At 41.6% G+C, this 23094-nt stretch carries 19 protein-coding genes and 1 riboswitch; of the genes, 6 read left to right on the top strand and 13 right to left on the bottom strand.

The window, feature by feature from the left end; all coding sequences use genetic code 11:
- Positions 1-170: 170 nt before the first annotated feature.
- From acnA to DC082_RS01345, 6 genes are all read right to left on the bottom strand, one after another.
- Positions 171-2846 carry an aconitate hydratase AcnA gene (gene acnA / locus DC082_RS01370; protein WP_109235426.1) on the bottom strand — a complete coding sequence of 892 codons (2676 nt, stop codon included), beginning with the start codon at positions 2844-2846 and terminating at the stop codon, positions 171-173.
- A gap of 179 nt (positions 2847-3025) precedes the next feature.
- Entirely contained in the window at positions 3026-3490 is a 465-nt protein-coding gene (ribH, locus tag DC082_RS01365; protein ID WP_094568007.1) for a 6,7-dimethyl-8-ribityllumazine synthase, read from the bottom strand.
- Between the two features lie 228 nt (positions 3491-3718).
- Positions 3719-4969 (bottom strand): 3,4-dihydroxy-2-butanone-4-phosphate synthase, encoded by a 1251-nt coding sequence (gene ribB, locus DC082_RS01360; protein ID WP_109235425.1) that lies wholly within the window; start codon positions 4967-4969, stop codon positions 3719-3721.
- 69 nt (positions 4970-5038) lie between these two features.
- Complete coding sequence (locus DC082_RS01355; protein WP_109235424.1) at positions 5039-5668, bottom strand: riboflavin synthase; 630 nt, start codon at positions 5666-5668, stop codon at positions 5039-5041.
- Complete coding sequence (ribD, locus tag DC082_RS01350; protein ID WP_109235423.1) at positions 5669-6904, bottom strand: bifunctional diaminohydroxyphosphoribosylaminopyrimidine deaminase/5-amino-6-(5-phosphoribosylamino)uracil reductase RibD; 1236 nt, start codon at positions 6902-6904, stop codon at positions 5669-5671. It abuts the gene before it with no gap.
- A gap of 416 nt (positions 6905-7320) precedes the next feature.
- Positions 7321-7445, bottom strand: a riboswitch (FMN riboswitch).
- Between the two features lie 205 nt (positions 7446-7650).
- Entirely contained in the window at positions 7651-8190 is a 540-nt protein-coding gene (locus tag DC082_RS01345) for an HdeD family acid-resistance protein (RefSeq protein ID WP_109235422.1), read from the bottom strand.
- 572 nt (positions 8191-8762) lie between these two features.
- On the opposite strand from DC082_RS01345, the gene DC082_RS01340 reads away from it, so the two are divergent.
- Positions 8763-10106 (top strand): SLC13 family permease, encoded by a 1344-nt coding sequence (locus tag DC082_RS01340; RefSeq protein ID WP_229821616.1) that lies wholly within the window; start codon positions 8763-8765, stop codon positions 10104-10106.
- Between the two features lie 103 nt (positions 10107-10209).
- Here DC082_RS01340 and DC082_RS01335 read toward each other — a convergent pair whose 3' ends face one another.
- The 3 genes from DC082_RS01335 to DC082_RS01325 form a co-directional block, all read right to left on the bottom strand.
- The gene (locus DC082_RS01335; protein ID WP_109235421.1) at positions 10210-10827 is read right to left on the bottom strand and encodes a class I SAM-dependent methyltransferase; all 618 of its coding nucleotides are present in this window, start codon (positions 10825-10827) and stop codon (positions 10210-10212) included.
- 91 nt (positions 10828-10918) lie between these two features.
- On the bottom strand, positions 10919-11380 hold the full coding sequence (locus DC082_RS01330) for an META domain-containing protein (RefSeq protein WP_109235420.1): 462 nt from the start codon (positions 11378-11380) through the stop codon (positions 10919-10921).
- Positions 11381-11613: 233 nt separating this feature from the next.
- The gene (locus DC082_RS01325; protein ID WP_109235419.1) at positions 11614-12051 is read right to left on the bottom strand and encodes a TOBE domain-containing protein; all 438 of its coding nucleotides are present in this window, start codon (positions 12049-12051) and stop codon (positions 11614-11616) included.
- Between the two features lie 488 nt (positions 12052-12539).
- Here DC082_RS01325 and DC082_RS11055 point away from each other — a divergent pair, with 488 nt between their 5' ends.
- Positions 12540-13223 (top strand): response regulator transcription factor, encoded by a 684-nt coding sequence (locus tag DC082_RS11055; RefSeq protein ID WP_308429194.1) that lies wholly within the window; start codon positions 12540-12542, stop codon positions 13221-13223.
- A gap of 47 nt (positions 13224-13270) precedes the next feature.
- Here DC082_RS11055 and DC082_RS01315 read toward each other — a convergent pair whose 3' ends face one another.
- Positions 13271-14551, bottom strand: coding sequence for a PLP-dependent transferase (locus DC082_RS01315; protein WP_109235418.1), 1281 nt, complete (start codon positions 14549-14551; stop codon positions 13271-13273).
- Positions 14552-14699: 148 nt separating this feature from the next.
- On the opposite strand from DC082_RS01315, the gene DC082_RS10625 reads away from it, so the two are divergent.
- Positions 14700-14900 (top strand): hypothetical protein, encoded by a 201-nt coding sequence (locus tag DC082_RS10625; RefSeq protein WP_133243670.1) that lies wholly within the window; start codon positions 14700-14702, stop codon positions 14898-14900.
- Between the two features lie 81 nt (positions 14901-14981).
- Here DC082_RS10625 and bioD read toward each other — a convergent pair whose 3' ends face one another.
- The 3 genes from bioD to DC082_RS01300 form a co-directional block, all read right to left on the bottom strand.
- Positions 14982-15701, bottom strand: a complete 720-nt coding sequence (gene bioD / locus DC082_RS01310) for a dethiobiotin synthase (protein ID WP_109235417.1) — start codon at positions 15699-15701, stop codon at positions 14982-14984.
- Positions 15702-15827: 126 nt separating this feature from the next.
- Positions 15828-16790 carry a methyltransferase domain-containing protein gene (locus tag DC082_RS01305; protein WP_109235416.1) on the bottom strand — a complete coding sequence of 321 codons (963 nt, stop codon included), beginning with the start codon at positions 16788-16790 and terminating at the stop codon, positions 15828-15830.
- Positions 16783-18147 (bottom strand): aminotransferase class I/II-fold pyridoxal phosphate-dependent enzyme, encoded by a 1365-nt coding sequence (locus DC082_RS01300; protein ID WP_229821522.1) that lies wholly within the window; start codon positions 18145-18147, stop codon positions 16783-16785. The genes DC082_RS01305 and DC082_RS01300 overlap by 8 nt, the downstream gene beginning before the upstream one ends.
- Positions 18148-18590: 443 nt before the next feature.
- Between DC082_RS01300 and bioA the strand changes: the two genes are divergently transcribed.
- From bioA to DC082_RS01285, 3 genes are all read left to right on the top strand, one after another.
- Positions 18591-19967: an adenosylmethionine--8-amino-7-oxononanoate transaminase gene (gene bioA, locus DC082_RS01295; RefSeq protein ID WP_109235415.1), complete on the top strand. Its 1377-nt coding sequence runs from the start codon at positions 18591-18593 to the stop codon at positions 19965-19967.
- Between the two features lie 151 nt (positions 19968-20118).
- Positions 20119-21087 (top strand): alpha/beta fold hydrolase, encoded by a 969-nt coding sequence (locus DC082_RS01290; protein WP_157957381.1) that lies wholly within the window; start codon positions 20119-20121, stop codon positions 21085-21087.
- A 151-nt stretch (positions 21088-21238) separates the two neighbouring features.
- Positions 21239-22945 carry an amidohydrolase gene (locus DC082_RS01285; RefSeq protein WP_109235413.1) on the top strand — a complete coding sequence of 569 codons (1707 nt, stop codon included), beginning with the start codon at positions 21239-21241 and terminating at the stop codon, positions 22943-22945.
- Positions 22946-23094 lie beyond the last annotated feature (149 nt).

The following is a 23094-nucleotide window of genomic DNA, read 5'->3' as shown; positions in this document are numbered from 1 at the left end:
TTCTTTTGATAATTAACTCAACTGCTAAATTTAGTTGTTAGTTTGGCTGTTAGTTTAACGTTTAATTTTACGACTAACTTTCATTTAATATTATCACATAAAACAGAAAAAGAGATGCAAGAATCTGCATCTCTTCTCTTTAAATAATAACCAGTTTAAGTAGTCACCGACTATTTATGCTCTTTGATCATCTCACGAAGAACATAATGTAAGATACCGCCTGATTTATAGTAATCGACTTCATTAAGAGTATCGATACGGCAAAGAACAGTGAATTTCACCTCACTACCATCTGCTTTACGTGCTACAACTTCGATATCTTGACCTGGCTTAATATCATCATTTAACGCAATTGAGAATGACTCTTCACCTGTTAAACCTAAGCTCTCAGCATTTTGGCCATCTTTGTACTGAAGTGCAAGGATACCCATACCGATTAAGTTAGAACGGTGAATACGCTCATAGCTCTCAGCAATAACTGCTTTAACACCTAAAAGGTTTGGACCTTTAGCTGCCCAGTCACGGCTCGAACCTGAACCATACTCTTTACCCGCAAGAACGATTAATGGGGTATTCTCTTCAGCATAACGCATCGCCGCATCATAGATAGGCATTGTTTCGCCTGAAGGAATATGCTTCGTATATCCACCCTCAACGTCTGTTAACATCTTGTTGCGAATACGGATATTGGCAAAAGTACCGCGGATCATTACTTCATGGTTACCACGACGTGAACCATAAGAGTTAAAGTCTTTTGGCTGTACCCCTTTATCTTGGAGATAGAGACCTGCTGGTGAACCTGCCATAATTACCCCTGCTGGAGAGATATGGTCTGTGGTGATTGAGTCACCAAAGTATGCAAGTACATTTGCATTTTCGATTGATTTAACAGCTTCAACCGGTTGGTCAATCTTCTCAAAGTATGGAGGATGTTGAACATAAGTTGATTTCTCATTCCATTGGAATGTCTCTGTCTTATCAACATCAAGCGCCTGCCAGTGAGCATCACCGTCGAAGACACCTTCATAGCCTTTACGGAACATTGTGCCATCAACTTTTGCAACTGCTTCTGCAATCTCATGATTTGAAGGCCAGATATCTTTGAGGTAAACATCATTACCATCTTTATCTTGAGCGATCGGATCTTTTGAGATATCGATACGTGTTGTACCTGCAATCGCAAATGCAACGACTAATGGTGGTGAAGCGATCCAGTTAGTTTTGATCTGTGGATGGATACGACCTTCGAAGTTACGGTTACCTGAGATAACAGCAGCCATTGTGAAGTCGTTTTGATCAATTGACTCACCCACTTCTTTAATTAATGGACCTGAGTTACCGATACATGCCGTACAACCATAACCTGTTAAGTTGAAACCAACTTCATCAAGATATTTCGTTAAGCCTGCTTTATCGAGATACTCACTTACAACTTTAGATCCTGGAGCTAAAGAGGTTTTAACCCATGGCTTACGTGTCAAACCAAGTTTTGCCGCTTTTTCTGCAACTAAACCTGCTGCCATCATAACGCTTGGGTTAGATGTATTGGTACATGAAGTGATTGCTGCGAAAACAACATCCCCTTGATTGAGAGTCTCTGTTTTACCATCTAAAGTGATATCTGCAGAAAGGGTGATATCTTCTTTTGAATCTTCAACAAATTTATCAAATGCTGATTTAAGGTTTGGTAAAGTGACACGGTCTTGAGGACGCTTAGGACCTGCCATGCTAGGCTCTACGCTACCAAGATCAAGTTCAAGCGTATCTGTAAATACTGGCTCATCATGATCATTACCCCAGAAACCTTGCTCTTTTGCATAACTTTCTGTACGTGCGATAACTTCTTCATCACGACCTGTTAGACGCATATAATCAAGTGTGATTTGATCTACTGGGAAGAAACCAACCGTAGCACCATACTCCGGCGCCATGTTAGAGATCGTTGCACGGTCTGCTAATGGAAGCTCTTTAAGACCATCACCATAATACTCAACGAATTTACCAACAACACCTTTTTTACGGAGCATTTCAACAATTGTTAAAACTAAGTCCGTCGCAGTAACACCCTCTTTCAATTTACCGGTTAATTTAAAACCGATTACTTCAGGGATCACCATTGAGATAGGCTGACCAAGAATCGCTGCTTCCGCTTCGATACCACCAACACCCCATGCAAGAACAGAGAGACCATTCACCATTGGTGTATGGGAGTCAGTTCCTACACATGTATCTGGCATAATCCAAGTTTTACCATCTTTCTCATTGGTCCATGCCACTTGTGAAAGATACTCAAGGTTAACTTGGTGACAGATTCCTGTTCCGGGTGGAACTACGCGGAAGTTATCAAATGCATTTTGACCCCATTTAAGGAACTCATAACGCTCACCGTTACGCTCCATCTCGAGCTTAACGTTCTCTTCGAACGCGGCATCTGTACCAAACTTATCGATCATGACTGAGTGGTCGATAACAAGGTCTACTGGTGCTAATGGATTGATATGTTTTGCATCGCCACCTGCTTTAACCATCGCGTCACGCATTGCTGCTAAGTCAACAACAGCAGGTACACCGGTAAAGTCTTGCATTAAAACACGTGCAGGGCGATATTGAATTTCACGCTTAGATGTGCGGTTTTTAGCCCACTCACCAATTGCAGCGATATCGTCAGCATTCACTGTAACGTTATCTTCAAAACGGAGTAAGTTCTCTAAAAGAACTTTCATCGATTTCGGTAAACGAGAAAGATCACCTAATTTCTCTTCCGCTTTCTTGATTGAGTGGTAGTGATACTCTTTATCCCCTACTTTTAAGGTAGAGAGAGTATTTAATGAGTTTACATTACTCATGTTGACCTCCTAAGTTAATAAAAAAATAGTCTGCTAAATCCTTTAAAAACTTGATATTAAGGCTTTTATCAATAACTTTGTTTTATTCTCTTTTATTGTTCTTTGTTATTGCACCTTATTCCGCGCTCATGATAGCAAGATTACACAATAAAAGGAAACCTTAAAAACACTCTTGCATGCTAGATGATTTCATCAATAAGGCTTAACATTTCCACAACACCCATCGCCGCAGCAAAACCATTATTCCCTGCTTTTGTACCAGCACGCTCTAACGCTTGTTCAATGGTATCGACTGTTAAAACACCAAACATCACAGGTTTACCACTCTCTAAACCAACACGACTTACCCCTTTTGCAACTTCTCCGGCAACATACTCAAAATGGGCAGTAGCGCCACGAATAACAGCGCCTAAACAGATCACCGCATCAATATCGCTCTTCTCTGCAAATTTTTTCGCAATTAAAGGGATCTCATAAGCGCCCGGAACCCAAGCGAGGGTAATATCCTCTTCTGAAACACCGCTCCGCACTAGTCCATCTCTTGCACCCTCAATCAACTGCTTAGTAATAAGGCTATTGAAACGACCTGCAACAATCGCAATTTTTTTACCCTGAATACTTAATTGACCTTCTAATACTTTCATCTTTTCCTCACTTTTTATATCGAATATTGAATCTCAAATTTCTAACTTTTAACTTCTAGCTTTTAATGTCTAACTTCTCAAAACGAATTTTAATCTCTAGCTCTTGAGCTATCACACTTAATCTATAGTTATTATCGATAGTTATTAATATCTAGCTCTCTAATCCCACTAAAGCACGATACTCTTTACTCAAGGTAATATACTCAAGAGATGAGCTTATGATATTAATTAACGTAATTGACGCGTAAGCCCTTTATGCCCCATATGATCTCGCTTAACATCTAAATAATCGCTATTTTCTGCAGTCTCAAATCGAGGCGTCCCCCCTTCTTTAACCTCTATTCCTGCGGTTTTAAGCGCAGCAATTTTATCGGGGTTATTAGTGAGAAGATTGACCTTTTTAACACCAAAAAACTTTAAAATCGCTGCTGCTTCATCATAGGTACGTTCATCAGCACCATGACCTAAGAGCTGGTTTGCGGCAATTGTGTCATATCCCTCTTCTTGTAGCTTATATGCTTTAAGCTTTTCAACAATTCCGATTCCTCTTCCCTCTTGGCGCAGATAGAGAAGAATGCCATTCTCCGCTTTTGCGGTCTCTTCTAATCCAAAAGCTAATTGCGCATGACAATCACATTTGAGTGATGAAAAAACATCTCCCGTTAAACATTCAGAATGGATTCGTACCGTTGCTTCCTGGTGAGTCTTCTCTGTTTGATGCTCTAGAACAGCTGAACAGAGCGCCATATGAGGCTCTCCCCCATTCTTATTAGGAAAGGAGTAGATCTTAAATGTGCCATACTCCGTGGGTAATGTCGCTTCACTCAACGGCATCAGAAGAGATTCATCTTCTAGCATCAAGCGATAATTGACGATATCTTGAATCGAGATAATCGGTAAGCCATGCTCTTTAGCATATGGAATAAGATCACTCTCGCGAGCCATCTCCCCATCCTCTTTTAAAATTTCACAAATAACAGCGGCGGGTTTAAAACCAGCTAAAGTCACAATATCAACAGCAGCTTCAGTATGACCACGACGCTCTAACACACCACCTGCTTTCGCAATTAAGGGGAAGATATGGCCTGGACGATTAAAGTCAGCGCCGGTTTTACTCTCATCTGCTAACGCGTTGAGCGTCTCTGTTCTCTCAAAGGCTGAGATTCCAGTATGGGTTGTCGCTAGATCGATCGAAACAGTAAATGCCGTTTTATAAGGGTCACGATTATCCACCACCATAGGGGTGAGTGCTAAACGATCTGCATATGCTTGTGAAATCGGCGCACAGATCAATCCGCCGGCATGGCGAATCATAAAGTTAGTATCTTCGGGAGTTACGGTCTCTGCGGGCATAATGAGATCCCCCTCATTCTCACGAGAGGCATCATCGGTGACAATGATCATCCCCCCTTTCTTCATAAATTCAATTGCTTCTCTCACTTTTGCGACAGAACCTACTTCTTGAAATATTGTTGCCATCTGGTTTCCTACCTAATTTTCTAAAGGTGTTCTAAAGGTGTATAAAACAAAAATATGATGTTCAAATTTTTAATAACCCCAATTGGAGAGTTGTTCATATTGCAGGCTTTTACGCTCTTGTTGTTGTGCCTTAATATATTTACCGATCATATCGAACTCAATATTGACTCTGCCTCCAAGCTTCAATTTCTCTAAATTGGTATTCTCAAATGTGTGAGGGATAATTCCTACTTTGAAGGAGCGATCTGTCACAGAGATAATCGTTAAGCTGATCCCATCGATTGCAATAGAGCCTTTCGGGATAATCAGTCCTTCATGGGAATCCTTCAATTCAAAAGTGAGCTCGCGAATATCACCAAGATCATCCACTCTTAAGAGCTTTGCCTCACCATCGATATGGCCGCTCACCATGTGCCCTCCTAAGCGATCGCCCATTCGAAGGGCGCGCTCTAAATTGACAAGGGTTCCCACCTGATATTGATCAAATCCTGTCCGCTTGAGCGTCTCCGGCATCAAGTCTGCTTTGAAATAATCATCCCCAAACTCTGTCACCGTTAGACAGACGCCATTTACGGCGATGCTATCGCCCAATTTAACATCCCCTAAAACCACTTTTGCACTGAAGGTGAATCTAGAGATATTGTGATGATGATTCATTGCGATGATTTTTCCACGCTCTTCAATAATTCCTGTAAACATCTAACGTCTCCTTCTTGCGACAGTTAAAAATGATTCTTCAAGTAGTTCAACTGATTCAATTGTTACAAGTGGTGCATCGCTTAATTGCTCGATACTGCTCGATTGCCACAACTCTAAAGCTTTTGGGTTTCCAATCAGTTTAGGCCCATAAAAGAGAAGATATTGATCAACACAATCGGCGCTGATAAAGGCATCATAAATGCCGGCGCCACCCTCAATAAAGAGGCTCATAAAGCCGGCATTAAAGGTATATTCTAAAATGGATTGAGGGGTGATCTCGGCAAGAGGCACTACTTCAACCCCTTTTGCTTTTAATAGCGCTTCTAATGAGTGGCTAGGAGGATTCCCAACATCATAGAGAATCAGCGAAGGGGCTAAATTAATATTAAAGAAGTGATATTGGGTGATGATCTCTTCAGTAATGCCCACAAAATTATTAAGCATCAATAGACGTGTCGGCGCTTTAGTTTCATATCCGTAACGGACAGTCAGCGATGGGTTATCCGCTAGCAGCGTCCCTTTACCAATAAGAATAAGATCATGTAACCCCCGATAATAGTGTGCTCGTTTACGAGCAGCCTCACCAGTAATCCATTGTGAATCACGAGACTTTGTCGCTAATTTACCATCGAGGCTTAAAGCTGCTTTCAGGGTAACAAAACTCTTTTTATAACGCTGATTGTGGCTAAAAATTTCAATGAGTCTCTCTCCCTGATCAGCAAGAAGATTGGTAACGACCTCAATGCCGGCATCCTGTAAAATTCGATGCCCTTTACCGGCAACAGCGGGATTAGGATCTTCCATCGCCGTGACAACTCGTTGAATCCCACTCTTTAAAATAAGATCGGTACAAGCGCCCGTCTTCCCTCTAAAGCAGCAAGGCTCTAGTGTGACATAGAGTGTTGCTCCTGCGAGTTGATAGCCATGATCAAGCGCATCTTGCACAGCATTCACTTCTGCGTGAGCGCCTCCGGCGTATTGATGATAACCGCGGCCGATGATCTCGCCCTCTTTGACCAGTAATGCCCCGACATAGGGGTTAGGTGAGACTGCACCATAACCAAGCTTTGCAAGCTTAACCGCTTCTAAAAGATAGGTACGATCAACCTCATTTTGACTTAAACTCTGATCGACATTCTGCTCAGGCTCTTGCTCTAACGCTTCGCCTGAAGCCTGATATTGCGTCTGATCTCTTTCGACCAATGTCTGATCTGATCTCTGCTCTGATTTCTGCATTAAAAAAGCCCCTTGCAATCTGCTTGGGGCTTTTAACGATTCGGGATAGATGTCTGTTAAAGTCTCTTATATCGATACCTATCGCATAATCTCTAATAGACGATATCGATAACAACAAGTCATAGTCGTTGAGAAGATCTCTTAGCTAAAACGGCTTAAGATGATAGATCTTATCAGCTGTGAGAGCTGATTATCTCCTAGAGGATCTTACGATAGTATCAGAAAGATCAAGTTCTCTATTACTCTCTATTCTATTGCTCTCTATTACATAATACTTTCTAAGAGCATGGAGAAGATCATACGCTTATTTCAACTCTTTCTGCTATCTCTCATCATGAAAGATGAACACTGAAATAACCGATTAAAATAATCTCAACCGAGATACAACTCAATATAAAATGTTACTTTAACAAATCATTTATCTTTTACCATCCAGACTATACTGTCGGTTTTGGAATTGCACCAATATCAGCTTACGCTCGCGGACTATCACCGCCGGTCGGGAATCGAGAAATTCTCTCACCCTGCCCCAAAGATAAATTTAAAACTTCTTTAGGTACTATACCCTTTCTTTTGCTAAAAAAAAAGAGCCTCTTATAGATTAGAGGCTCTTCCTAACGATTTTTTTAATATCTATCTAAATAACTATCTAAATAACCATCTTGATAACTATCTCTTAATATCACTGTAAGTTCACTGTGAGATCACTATTAGATGGATCATTATTAGATAGATTACTCTGTAAACTACGCTCTATGACGACGAATCGCAAAACCGAAGTAGAGACTATAGATCCCGGCAACTAAGGCATATGCGCCAATCAAAGTTGTAATAATCTCGATACTATTAAGTGGTGAGTAAGACATTGAGAGCCCTAAAAGAAGCCCTAAAATACCAATAACTAATGTTAACCACCAGCTAGCAACTCCCATTCTCTTAAGACTAAATGAGAAGGTAATTGCAGAGATACCGTAAAAGATTAACCAGAACATAAAGAGGAAGATCATCATCATCTCTGGTAGGCCTTCATTGGCATGTTTAATGAGATAGGCTCCGATAAAGACCTGTAAAATCCCCATAATAAGATTGAAAACCCAACCTTCTACATGTCTATTGGTCAGTGAGTAGATCACTTCAAAGATCCCCGTTACAAAGAAGAACGCTACCATAAATTGTGATAAGACAATAAAACTTGTTAAGGGGCTGATAAATAGATAACCACTCATAATGATGTAGAGAATCCCCATCAAGACCCACATCCACCAATTCTTAATTGCTCTTTCCATTTTGTAAAACTCCCTAAGAGTACAGCTGTTATAAAAATGTAGATAAAATGCACATAGCGTGCATACAGATCACATACAAATCACATATAAACTACGTATAAATCACATATAAATCGAATATGAAAGATATATAAAAATATTCGTAGATTATAACAATTTATTACAGATATATATATGATAATTCGCGATAATTCTTTTACCTATTACTAATGTCAAACATAGCAGAGATATTGAGGCGAAAGATAAGCTTCGTACCTTATCATAAAGGAGCATAAAGGAGGTGATCTCTCTGCCATAAAACTAATAAAGCCACGCTAAAATTGCACAACATCTCATAGATACTTCGCAAGTTTCTGGCAAATTATTAGATAGATGTTTGCAATCGTGATCACGATCCACTATAAAGATCGATGCTTAAAGCAATAACAATATCTATTTCAATAGAATGATCAGTAAGGTGTGACTATTTTTATACCTATTATTTATTAATATTAAAGGAGTATACTGTGGCAAGTTCCGCACAAAACCCAGACTTGCTAGCTGAGGAGCTATCTCGTTTCAATCTAGCAAAGGTGATTAAATCTGTCGTGGGAATCGCGATTATAGTAGCTATTTGTGCTGTCATCTATCGCTTTCTTCCCTTTACAGAGCAAGCCAATAAAGGGCTTGTGATTCTCTTTTTTATCGGTGCTCTCTGGCTAACAGAGATTGTTCATACCACGATCACAGCACTACTAGTGCCACTGTCTGCAGTTCTATTAGGGGTGCCGGAGTCGATCACTTTAAAAAGCTCATTAACGAGTTTTGCAGATCCTATCATCTTCCTCTTCTTTGGAGGATTCGCCCTAGCAACTGCACTTCATATGCAAAAAATTGATAGAAAGATCGCCCTCTTTATGATTCGTCTCTCAAAAGGACATCTTGGAGTCACCGTCTTCTCTCTCTTCTTTGTCACTGCCGGCTTATCGATGTGGATTAGTAATACGGCAACGGCGGCAATGATGCTTCCACTTGCACTTGGGATTATGAGTAATCTCGATTTCTCTAAAGAACGCGGAACTTTTATCTTTATCTTGCTCGGAATTGCCTACTCCGCAAGTATCGGTGGTCTTGGAACATTGGTGGGATCGCCTCCTAATGCGATCGCAGCAAAAGCACTCAACTATAGTTTTGATGATTGGTTCCTAGTAGGAATTCCTATGATGGTTATCTTAATGCCAGTGATGTTTATTGTGCTCTACATCATCTTTAAGCCAAAGCTCAATATGCGAATCAATGTCACAGATGAGGTGATTCCTTGGACCCTTCCCCGTATTATTGCCACAGTACTCTTTATCGTCACAGCAATTGCATGGATTAGCGGCTCCTATATTCAAAAGCATCTCGGGATCAGCTCTCCTGATACATATGTTGCAATCACCTGTGCTATTGCAGTAGTGGTTTTAGGCTTAGCTTCATGGCAAGAGGTTTCTGAAAATACAGATTGGGGAGTTCTCTTCCTCTTTGGCGGTGGATTAACCTTAAGTGCTGTATTAGGAAGCTCAGGCGCTTCAGAGATCTTAGGTAATACGGTTGCTGATCTCTTTGGCCGCTCACATCCTTTAGTGGTCATCTTTATTGTTGTGATCTTTATTATTATCCTTACTGAATTCACCAGTAATACCGCATCAGCTGCACTTTTAGTACCGGTATTTGCCGCGGTAGCTGCAGAGATGGGAATGCCTGAAGAGGTATTAGTATTGATGATCGGCTTAGGTGCTTCATGTGCCTTTATGCTGCCGATTGCAACTCCTCCAAATGCCATTGTTTTTGGTACCGGTCACTTAAGACAGCGCGATATGATGTTCGCCGGCGGTATCCTCAACCTCTGCTGTGTGGGGATCTTAACAATCTATGCTTACTTCTTCCTTCTTTAAAAAACATAAAAGAGCAGTGATCAATTCACTGCTATCGATAGTTATTAAGTAAAGAGGAGAATATAGAGAGAGGAGCAATATTAAATTTGCTCCTCTTTTTTTATTACGCTTTGCGCAGCTGAATCGCAAATTGGATAACGTGGCAGATGCCTCGATGTAATGCTCCCTCTTCACGCATAACCTCTCCGACATAGAGATGGCGAATAAAATCCTCTGAAAAGAGCCTTGTAAAGAGCGATGGAGAGTAGAGATAATCTTGATTTCGCGGGCCTCCAGATTGATAAGGAATCTGCTCTTCTGAATAGACTTCCCCAACAATCCACCCACCAGATTTAACGCTTTGACGTAAGCCTTGGAAGACCTTTTCTTGCATCTCTTTAGCAAAGTGTCCATAAACACAGATCGCCGCATCATAACGATTTTCCGGCCAAATCACTTCTGTTAAATCTACCTCTCTTGTCTCAATAGGAAGATCCTCCTTGCGTTGATTGATCTTCTCTAGTGCCACATCAGAATAATCCCACACCTCAATTTTGATCGGCTCTTCGGCGGCAACAGCCTCTTTAGCGATATAGAGAGCATTTCTTCCCTCTCCCTCTGCGATCGCTAAAATATCCCCTTTAAGATGGATCTTCTGATTGATCTCACGAATAAATTGATTCGGTGCCTTTCCATAGAGATAAGCTTCTTGAGAGAAACGCTCATTCCAATGTGATTTCATATCTACTCCTTCATTGATGAAAAAGGTGATCTATTATTATAGATCACCTCTCCATTAACTTAACTTTTCCAGCATAAACTAGAAACGATAACTATTTAACTTTATCAACCAGTTTAAACTCTAATTGAGTCGTTGTATTTGATAATCTTAAGAATTGACCATCCGCAGAAACAACCGCTTCAGCACCATTTTCTAAGAGCTGGGCAATGTCGCCATCGAGTTGATTAAGAAGAGGATCTGTGCAGAGCATACGGGTCATCCCTACACCTTGAGCACGTAAAATACCACGATTAGAGAGCGTTGCTTGACCAAAGAAGTTATTACACATTGTTCCTGTTACACGCATATCTTGGCTAAATGCAATTGTTGGCGCCGCTTCATTTTTACCTGCTTCGAAGGCTTTGCCATTCACAGATACCAATTGATAATCATGATGTTGCAATTCTGGAACTGTTGCAATTTTTGTATCTAATTGGCTCATAGGCGTAATCCCTTTTGATGAACATGCCGCTAAAACAAAGAGAACCGCAGCACCTAATAAAAGCTTTCTCATCTCTGATTCCTTATTAACTCAATATAATTCGATTCAATTATTTGGTCGAATAAAATAGTAGTAACACGCTATCTCTTACTGATCATTAGTGTCGAAAATAGCACCTAAACCGCTAATGCTCTCTAATATTAATATGTAAAGATTGAAGCAATAAAAGATTATACACAATCTCTTTACTTTTTTAGAATCTTTCTCCCCTCTATCTCTACTGTTTTATATTCGCTTTATATTACTTAATCCTCTTTCTCTGTCGCAACAATAATGCTAGATGCTTTAATAAGGCCGATAACCTTTACGCCCTCTTTAATCTCCATCTCATCGAAGCTCTCATTGGTAATCACTGCTGTTAAACCAAGTCCCTTCTCTGTGACAAAGTGGACAGTACTATTAACCGCGCCTTTCACACACTTCTCAACGCGTCCTAAGAACTGATTACGTGCAGAAAAACGAAGATTGCCATCTGCTTGTGCTAAAACAACCCAAGGTGCTTTGATCACGGAGATTACCACTTTACCAGGGACAATTCCCAAAGTTTCACAACTCTGTTTAGTGATAACAGTAACGATCTCATCACCATTATCTAAAGTGATAATCACCTCATTATTGACACTTCCTTCGATAATAGCGCTTACCTTACCACGAAGCTGATTACGGGCAGAAACTGCTCTCATATAAAACCTTCCTTTTCAATCTAACTCGATATAGTACAAAATGTAGTACGAGATATCATACAAGTCATTATAATATCATCTCTCCCCCTAATCCCCTATAGATAGATAACGGTCCAATAAGGCTGTTATAGATTGGGAATAATCGGTTATAATGGTGCGATCTGTAATTTATATACCCATAAATAACTGTAAAAATTATCTAATTCGCCTATATCTATCACTGTCGATCTAAGAATATCAGGTATAAAATCAATCATATTTTGTACCGACTTTTATACCGATGCCAGCATAATCATGACAGATAAATATTCAAAAATGGAATAAAGATAAATATTGAATTGAAAAAGAGATAGGATAGGAAGAATCTAAACCACAAAGAGAGATCTAGCAGAGTCGCAGTTAACAGTCAGAGACCGCTGATCAATTAACTAGAAAAATAGAGAATAAAGTTAGATAGAGATAATGATAGATAGGAACCATAAATTATTATGAAAACAAGTGTAGCCATTCAAAACCCCAATATTGTTCTAATCGACCCTAATCGTCTCTTTCGCGAACGAATCGACTTTCTTTTAAGAAATGAGATAGAGATCAATAGCCCATCGATAGTCGTGGCTGAATCCTTAACCTCTCTTCCTGCTACCATGTTTGAGATTGATCTACTCTTAATCGATGCACACTATCTCAATAGTGCAAAAGAGCGACAGTTATTTGAAAATCTTACCGCTCGATCGCCTGATATGGTGATTATTCTCTGGGTAGAAGGTGTGACAAAGAGATTCTCTATCGGAACTCCACAGAAAAATAGCACCACAGATGCAGCTCATGAGCAGATACTTTCAGAGAAGATCCGCCACCAACTAGCACCGATTGAGCGTTACTACACCTTAAGCAGAAGTGTCGATCGACAAGCCTTTATCGATCTAGTAACTCAAATTTTAACACCACAAGAAGAGAGCGATAAGCACTCTCTCCTAGCGACACTAACCCCCCGTGAAGAGGAGATTTTAGCCTACCTCGTTAAAGGGGATAGCAATAAAGAGATTGCCCGTGCGCTCCATATATCAGAGAGTACCGTAAAGGTTCACGTCCAAAATATCTTAAAGAAATTCTCCGTATCGAGCCGCGTTGAAGCGGCTGTCTATGCGGTTCGTCATGAGCTCATGAAGTAGTCGATATGAAATAATCGGCATGAGGTAATCGGTATGAGATAACCGATCTATAAAGAGAGTTTTACGAGCGCAGAAAGAAGATCTTCTTTAAGATCTTCTAACTCTTCTAGCCCCACAGAGAGACGAAGTAGCGTCTCATCAATTCCCATCAACTTTTTCAATTCCGGAGAAAAGGTACCGTAAATGGTCGATTCCGGATGGATAATCAATGTGCGATTATCAAAAAGATTGGTAGCTCTACGGATTATTTTTAAGGCATCCATCAGCTGGAAACAGGCCTCTTTTGAGGCAAGATTGAAGGTTAACATCGCACCGGGATAATTTTTAAAGAATTGATCACTCAAAGCTTTATAAGAAGATGATGGGAGTTTAGGATAATTGACCGCTTTAACCTGCGCCTCCTGCTCTAAAAACTGTGCTAATTGATAAGCGCTCTCCCCCATCGCCTGATAACGTAATTTGAGCGTCTCTAATCCCATAATTTGGGCATAAGCGCTATCTGCATCTAAACATGCCCCAAAATTACGAGCGATCTCTCGCTTAATTTTAAACATAAAAGGGCTAAATGGCGCGGGATTTGTCACTTTGGCTAATCTTCTATTTGCTGACCAATCAAAGGTTCCATAATCGAGAATTGCACCCCCAACACTAGTTGCCCCTCCTGAGATATATTTTGTCGTTGAAACAACCTCAATATCAATCCCCCATGCTCTTGCATCAAAATCACACCAAGGAACAACGGTCGTATCGACAATTAAGGGAACCTTTTTACGGACTAATAGAGGTTTTATCTTGGTTAAATCGGCAATTTCAAGGTGGGGATTGGTCACAAGCTCACAAAAAAATGCTACGGTATTCTCATCGATCGCAGCTTCAATCTCGGCCGGAGAATCTGTATTGACAAAACGAACCTCAACTCCAAACTCCGCCAAAGTAAATTGGAAAAAGGAGAAGCTATTCCCAAAGAGATGGGGAGAGGTGACAATATTACTGCCGGCATAAGCGAGTGCCATAAAGGTATTAGAAATTGCCGCCATGCCACTACTGAGCATCATGACATCTCTCGCCCCGGAGATCGCTTTAATCTTATTCTCTAACGCCTCAACCGTAGGATTACTGATGCGAGAATAGGTATGTGAAGGGGTATGCTCCCGATTTTGGAAAGCAGCAGCAATCGCTTCAGCATTTGGAAATCCATAAGCAGCACTTCGATAGATAGGGGTATTCATTGATCGGTGAATATCGGGATGATTTTTATCACTATTGAGAATTTTACTGGTAAATCCTAATGTGAATACTTGTTGTTCTTTTTCTGTTTGCTTTGTCATTCTTAATATCTCCCCTACTCTCATCATCAAATGGACTCTATTATTCTATTCATTGTGCCTAATAACCGCTGATTGACAATTGATAATTAATACTCCGTAACCTCCACGCATAACTACCGATATCATTTCCTTTAATGAGTAGCGATCGATGAGTAGCGATCGACCGCTGCGCCTATCAACCCCATCAACCCTATCAATATCAATTCCATCAACGCTGTCAGTCTCCTTTATTAAACGCCCTTTTTCATCCAGAGATGAGCCTCCCGGCCCTATGGCGAGTGAAAGAGAGCGTTATCAAGAGAACTATCTAAAGTATGTGGAATCAATTAAGCATGCAAGTAGTTTTTAAAAAAAGAGCAATAAAATCAACACTATCAATCCTCTTTAAATATCTTTTAAAGATATGTTCACTACTCTATTGATTGCCCTATCACGCTACTCCCCTCAGTAATGGATCGAGATCGAAATATTGATCTACCTTCTCCATCAATGCCGGATCTGCTGCGGCTTGATAGGGAATTTCCCCAATCATGGGAATATCGGTAAATGCTTGAATGCCGGCAATATAGTTAGGTAATGAGGGAGAATCAGAGAGATGATTTGCAATCCAGCCGGTAATCTCTAAACCAGCAGCCTCAATGGCATCAAAGGTTAGACGCGCATGATTGATCACACCGAGCTTTAAACCCACAACAACAATTACAGGGAGTCGATTCTCAATAACCCAATCGCTATAGCTACGCTTGAAGCTCAAGGGTGTATACCAGCCTCCAGCCCCTTCGACTAAGGTGATCTCTCCTTGACTCTCGAGATATTTTAAACCACGATTCATCACCGCAAATTCGATTGTTCTTCCCCCTTTTTCGGCCAAAATATGGGGTGCCTCCTCTTCAAGAAAGAAGTAAGGATTAACATGCTCATAATCGAGATCACAATAGGAGGCCTTAAGTAATGAGTAAGCATCAGGATTTTTAATACCTATCGGGGTCTCTGCTGCACCAGAGGCGACCGGCTTATAACCATTTGCCTTTGCGCCTTGCCGATTAAGTGCTTTTAGTAAAAGCGTTGTTACATAGGTTTTACCAATCTCAGTATCGGTGCCGGTGATAAACCATTGTTGATGATTCTCTGCTTGTTTCTCTTGCGCCATTTTATCTCCCTTCTTCTATTGATCTTCCATATTGATCTTCTATATCGATCATCGATATTGTGATTATCGATATTAACGCTGCTACAACTTAAATTTCTTCGCCTAACTTCTTTTCCTAATCTCAGCCTAATCTCTATCACTACTGCCTGGCAAGATAATTTCAGCCACATGATAAGTTAATTGATAAGCGCCGAGTTGCTGAAAATAGTGATCGATCTTTAAAAAATCATTTCGTCCCATCAACCCCTTTCGACGCGCCGGCAATGCCGATGCCCCTATTGAACGTAAACTCTTAAAGAGCGCCTTTAAAGTTGGAAAGTACATCACCTTCTCATAATGAATCAACTCTCCGCCCAATTGCGTCACGATATGGTTCGCCTCTTCAAAAGAGACAAAAGGGAGAATATGTTGTTGATCATCAACGGTCTTAAAAGCATTCTCTAATTCTTGCAATGTGCCATCGAGCAGTGTTGTCACAAAGAGTCTTTGTTGAGTCACTTCTTGTAATTCGATCAATGCCTGCTGAAGACTATGGCACCACTGCACCGCAAGGCTACTCATTGTAAAATCGAAAGAGGCAGCCGAAAAAGTCTTCCCGATCTGCTCAATATCCCCTTCAACAAATGCCTGATAGCCCCCTTGCGCCTTTGTCATCGATAGCATCTCTGGCGCAAGATCGAAAGCGGTCAATTCTATTTGATGATTCAACAGCGCTTTTGCCGAAGACAGATCGGTAATAGGTGATTGATCCTTATCTATAGCTCCCTCGATACTATTTGCGATACTATTTGAATTCACGATAGGAGCAGTGACCAATGCGCCCCTCAGTGCGCGCCCGAGATAGCCTGTTCCGGCACCGGCATCCAAAATTTTGATGGGATGAGAAGACTCCCTCACCTTATCTTCCCTATTACCGCTCTTACCACTTTTCTTATCACTTAAAGGAAGAAGTGCCGGCAATAGGTATCGAGTCATTAAGCGATCTGCAATTTCCCGTTGAACAACGGCAACAGAATCATATTGTGCCGCATAGGTGCCAAATTTTTTCTGCACCTCAGGCTTTGCTACACGATCTATCAAACTACACATCTAGCACACCCACCGCTTCATCGTTCTGTTGAGTTAAAAGGATAATGAGCGACTCTTCTAATTGATCAATAAGATAATCGATCATCGATTGTTGATGTTCTGCGGTAATAGTAATACGGAGACGCGCACTTTTAGGGGGAACGGTCGGTGGCCGAATCGCCGAAACCCAGATCCCATGATTCTTCAATAGTCTTGATAATTTCAATGCCACTGAATCCTCTCCGATCACTAATGGCTGAATAGCACTCTCGGAGGGTATAAGGCAAGGAAAAGGGAGCATATTAAATTCATTAATCCCGGGAGATAGCGTAAAATCACGACTAAATCTCTCTTTCAAAGTGGCAAGCATATCTCCCATGCGAGTACGGAAATAGGCAATATTCGCCGCAAGCTTCTGTCGACGCTTCTCCCCTTCATCAGAGCGAATAAGGGTAATCGCCTCATTTAAGATCTCTGCCTGCATAGGTGGAATCGCCGTACTATAGATTAATGGGCGAGAGAATTGAGTAAAATACTCAGCAAGCTCATCAGAGAGAAGGACCGCCGCACCACTGCAACCAAAGGCTTTTCCAAAAGTGACAATAAGAATATCTGGCTTAATGCCGGCTTGATCACAACTTCCTCTCCCTTCATCACCCATAATGCCAATCCCATGTGCATCATCCACCATTAAAAGTGCTCCATAATTAGCCGCTACCTTCGCTATCTCACTAAGAGGAGCGCCATCACCATCCATACTAAAGAGCCCTTCTGTAACGACTAGTTTAAGTGGCGTTTTAAGTGGTGTTGGTAAAGAGGAAGTATCAAGAGATGAAGCGTCAGATAAAGGATTAAACGAAGAAACACTATAACGTTCGAGATAACTCTCTAATGATTGCAGATCATTATGCTTGAAGCGATGCAATCGTCCAGGAGATAAGATAGCGGCCTCCATAAGTGATGCATGAGAGAGTCGATCAGCAATAATGAGATCCCCTTTCTCAATCAGCACCTTGATCACTGCCTGATTAGCTGTAAATCCAGAAGGATAGACAATCGCTGCTTCATACCCCAACCAATCTGCCAATCGCTCTTCCAATAGCGCAAGTGGGCGACTAAATCCTGTTACATGGGGCGAACCACCACTTCCCACACCATAATGTTCTGCACCATAAGCTGCGGCAAGAACTAATTGAGGATGGTGAGCTAAACCAAGATAATCATTAGAAGAGAAGTTGAGATATGTTGCCTCTTCAACTTCAATATTGATGCTGCTTCCCTGTGCATGACAGACAACTCTCTGCCGATAACGATCATCGAGTCGTTGTTGCTCGAGCGCTTTTCTAATTCTTTCTTTCCACATAACCATAAAAGCCATTGAGAAAACGCTCTAGCAATCATTGCTAAGGTTTATCAATGGCGATTCCTATCGATTCCTAAAATATATTATCTTGAAAAACATATTGATAACATCTTGATAGGTTATTATCCCTATAACCTCTTATACCCCTTATAAGTTCTAATGAACCTCTAAATGAACCCTTAGGGGATCTTATGGGATCCCTTCATTAACCTACGATGCTCTTCAGGTGAGATTGAACCCTAAAAGTGTTATCAAAAATCTTATTTATAGTACCATAGAGCTCTATCACTTGAGCTGTAAATCTCATTTAGCTCTCCGCTCTATCAGCAATACACCACTCTTTACAGAGATTGATCATGGAAAGTAAGTGGATAATAAAATAGATAACAGATGGATGATAAGTGGATGATAAGTGGATAATTTATCGCAGCACAAACCATCAACCTAAAGAGAAGAAGATGAAACAAGAGAAAAAATCCTTACAAGGTCACGATACGTGTTTTGATTCTATCGATTTAACATTTGATACCCAACATATCTGGCACCCTTATACCTCAATGAGTGAGCCACTTCCTTGCTATCCGGTTACTTCGGCAGAAGGGGTCAAATTACGCCTGGAAGATGGAAGGGAGCTTATCGATGGGATGTCTTCTTGGTGGGCGGTACTTCATGGCTACAACCATCCTGTGATGAATGAAGCCATTAAAGCACAACTGGAGAAGGTCTCTCATGTGATGTTTGGTGGCATTACCCATCAACCTGCGGTGGACCTTGTTAAAAAATTGATCGAATTGACACCATCGGCGTTAGAGTGTGTCTTTCTTGCAGATTCTGGCTCAGTTGCTGTTGAAGTTGCGCTTAAGATGGCCTTTCAATATTGGCAAGCCAAAGAGAGTTTAGCCGCAAAGCGTGAAGGAAGAGCTGAAAAACCACGTCATCGCGTTCTCTCACTCTCTCATGCTTACCATGGAGATACCTTTGGTGCGATGTCTGTTTGCGATCCACAAAACTCGATGCACTCTATCTATGGTGATTATCTCCCAAACCACCTCTTTGCAGATACCTTCACCATCGGTTTTGATGAGCCTTGGGATGATTCCGCAGCCGATAATTTGCGAGAGCTCTTTGCAAAACATCATCATGAGCTCTTTGCCGTGATTGCCGAACCGATTGTTCAAGGTGCCGGGGGCATGCGCTTCTACCATCCCAATTATCTTAAAGTCCTTCGAGAGCTCTGTGATAAGAGTGGCGTTCTTCTGATATTTGATGAAATTGCTACAGGATTTGGTCGTACGGGACGATTCTTAGCAGGTGAACATGCCGGCGTCGTTCCCGATATCCTCTGTCTTGGAAAAGCATTAACCGGTGGATACTTAACACTCTCTGCAGTTTTAACAACACGCCATGTTGCCGAGACAATTAGTCAAGGCGAGGCAAAATGCTTTATGCATGGCCCCACCTTTATGGGTAATCCCTTAGCCTGTGCCGCAGCGAATGCGAGCCTCTCACTGCTAGAAGGAGGTCATTGGCAAGAGAATGTCTCCCGTATTGAGAAGCAGCTCAAAGAGGAGCTCTTAAATCCATTGAGAGAGAATCCCCATATTGAAGATGTCCGTGTTTTAGGCGCAATAGGCGTTGTCGAGTTAAAACGTCCCGTCAATCAAGCTCGTATTCAGAAATATTTTGTCGATCGCGGCGTTTGGATTCGCCCCTTCAACCGCCTGGTCTATATTATGCCCCCCTTTATTACCAATAAAGAGGAGCTCAGAGAGCTGACATCAGCCTTAGTGGACCTCCTCAACCGGGAAGATTTTTCAGAGTTTGTTGAGCAGTAGTGAGCGCTCTCCATGAAATCTGAGTGAATCTATATGAAAAATAATAAGCAACAACCCGCCCTCTACAACAGGATAAGGTGGAAGGAAGATGGACGAGAAGTTAACAGAAACCTCAATATCTCAAACATTCATACCTCAAAGAGAAACCGAAATGATTAATGCTAAGACCTTAACAATTGAGATCGATCCTCAAGGCAATCAAGATAGTCAAGATAGTCAAGATGCTCAACATCATCAGCATCTATCCCTCTCCTATCTTCAATGTCAAAGCCATCAACAGGGAGTCAAGAGCGATGAGACGCCGGCACTTCTCTTTCTTCATGGGATATTAGGAGATGCTCGCACATGGCTTCCCTTCCTTTCTGCCTTCCCACAATATGATTGTTATGCATTAACCCTCTCAGGCTTTGGGAAGATCGAGCCGGGGAGTGCTGAAGGGGAGATACTATTTGATACCGATCGCCATGCCGCAGAGGTTGTCGCCTTTTGCCAAGCGCTCAATAAGCAAGAGGGAAAACCTCAGCGGAAATATATTGTTATAGCATGGTCTTATGCCTGTCATGTTGCGCTCTTAGCGGCGGACAAAGATCGATCACAAAACCACTCACTCTTCTCAGAGCTAATTCTCTATGAACTCATTATCCCTAGTTATGGGATCTCTGAAGAGAAACATCAACAATTTACCCGGGATATCGCTAAGATGATGAGCCCTATCATTCGTGCTTTTCGTCGAAATGAGGAGATGCAGGCAATCGATCACTTTATAGCCGCCTGTAAAAATGCGCCCTTCACTCTCAAAGAACAATCGAAGCATATTCAAGAGATTAAAGAGGAGAATCGACATACCCTCAATAAGCTCTTAACCCAAAAAGATCCTCTCCCCTTTACCGCAGAGATGTTACAAACACTCAATGAGAGGGTTCCCATCACCATTCTTTGGGGGAAAAATTCACGTGCGATCTTTCAACTGAGCTCTCAAGCTGCCTTTACGGCACTCAATGAAGAGAGTACAACTCTATCTAAAACAGTTAAAGGAGGAGAGATCGATGCTGATCATCTTCTGCCCGAAGAGAATCCTGAAAAGTTGATCCTTCTCCTCAAGGAGCTGATCTCCCAATAGGGATTAATAATTTCTCAAAACAATAGTGTCATCATCAATCAATTCATCATCAACCAATAATAATGAAACCAATGATCATGACGCATAACCTCATAACTAATAGAGTAGAACTTAACAGGTCAACTTAATAGATCAACAATAGGGAGACGATATGGCTCAATTCGCAGATAAAATCTACTACAACGGCGCAATCTTTACAGCAGATGCAGCACATCAGATCACCGAAGCAATCGCTTTCAAGGATGGCAAAGTACTTGCTACAGGGACTTTAGATTTGCTCAAACCATATATCAGTACAGAAACAGAGCAGATCGATCTTGCCGGCAAGATGTTAATGCCGGGAATTATCGACTCCCACCTTCATCCTTTCTGGGGTGGACTACAGCTCTCCGGCTGTAATTTAGATTATCAATCACTCTCGGTAGAAGAGACTCTAAAATTTATTCAAGATTATCTCGACCGAGATACACAGAAAGGGGATCGGGATTGGCTCCCTGTCCGGGCCTATCTTCGCCATGCCGTTCTCCCATTAGGATATGATATTACTCGCCGTGATCTTGATCAGCTCGATACCGTACGCCCCGTTATTCTCTTTGCCAATGATTGCCATACCTTAGTTGCAAATAGCCGAGCATTAGAGCTCTTCGGTATTGATGAATCTACTCCGACGCCCAAAGATGGTACGATTCGTCGCTATTCTGATGGGATGCTTAATGGAATCATGGAAGATGCGCCGGCAATGCGTGCTTATGATTCAATTCCAACACTCGATGCCACGGCGGCTATCCAAGTTGCGGAGAATGTCCAGCAACTCCTTAATCGTCAAGGCGTAACAACGGTGATGGATGCCCGCGCACTGCCCCTTCAATTTGATGCTTTTACTGCAGTTAAAGAGGCAGGTAAATTAACCCTTCGCCTCTTAGGCGCGCGTGAGATTACCCCCGATGATTCCCCAACTGTTGCCGATGTTCCCCATGCGGTAGAAGAGATGGCGGCATTTGCAAAAAAATATAGTGATGCATCATGGGAAGTGTCACCAGGAATTTTTATTCAACATGCCAAATTTTTTGTCGATGGCGTTATGCAAGCACCGATCCATACGGCAGCACTCCTCTCCCCTTACCGTATCAATTATGGGACAAAGAGTGCGCCAGAATATCGTTTATCAGAACAGACTGGGGATCTCTACTACTCAGATGAGCTATTAACAGCACTTATTACCGAAGTGAGCCAACATGGATTTCATCCCCATATGCATACTGTTGGCGATGGGGCGATTGAAGCGACCCTCAATGCAATTGAAAAGATGCGCGCTCAAGTAAAAGCGGATATTCGCCCAAGCCTTGCCCATAATGAGTTGACCTCCCCCCATCAGTATGAGCGTTTTAGAGCACTTGGGGCGATTCCTTGCCTCTCATTTCAATGGGCTGACTACCCACAAGTTTTTGCCGATGAGATGATGGAGATCTTAGGAGAGGAGCGATTCCAATATCTAGAGACGGCCGGTAAGTTTTATGATGCCGGTGTTCGAGTTGCTTTTGGCAGCGATTGGCCGATCGATCCTCTCGATGAGTGGTTTGCTTTTAAAGTTGCCGTCACAAGACGGGGTGATGGGGATGATAATCCAAGGCTCAATACCGATAGAGATCTAACCTTAACTGAGGTTTTACGTTCAGCCACTATTGAAGCAGCCTATATGCTTGATGCTGATCGCTATATCGGCTCTTTAGAACCAGGGAAATTTGCAGATTATATTATTCTTGATCGAAATCCTCTCAATCATCCACCAGAAGCGATCGGTAATACAAAAGTCTTAAAGACCTATGTCGGTGGAAAAGAGGTCTATCGCACAGAATAGATCCAAGTAGATCAAAAAAGGCCAATGGGCCGATGGGTATAAAAAAAGAGATCTTGATCAATAGATAGCTCATCATACGATCAAGATCTCAACTTTCTCAACTTTCAACAAATAATAATTCTAATGGCAGATAGCCATCTATTATAAAT

Source organism: Ignatzschineria indica (assembly GCF_003121925.1).
GTDB lineage: Bacteria > Pseudomonadota > Gammaproteobacteria > Cardiobacteriales > Wohlfahrtiimonadaceae > Ignatzschineria > Ignatzschineria indica.
The sequence above is the reverse complement of the archived record's forward strand: the minus strand, read 5'-3'. Positions and strand labels throughout refer to the sequence as shown.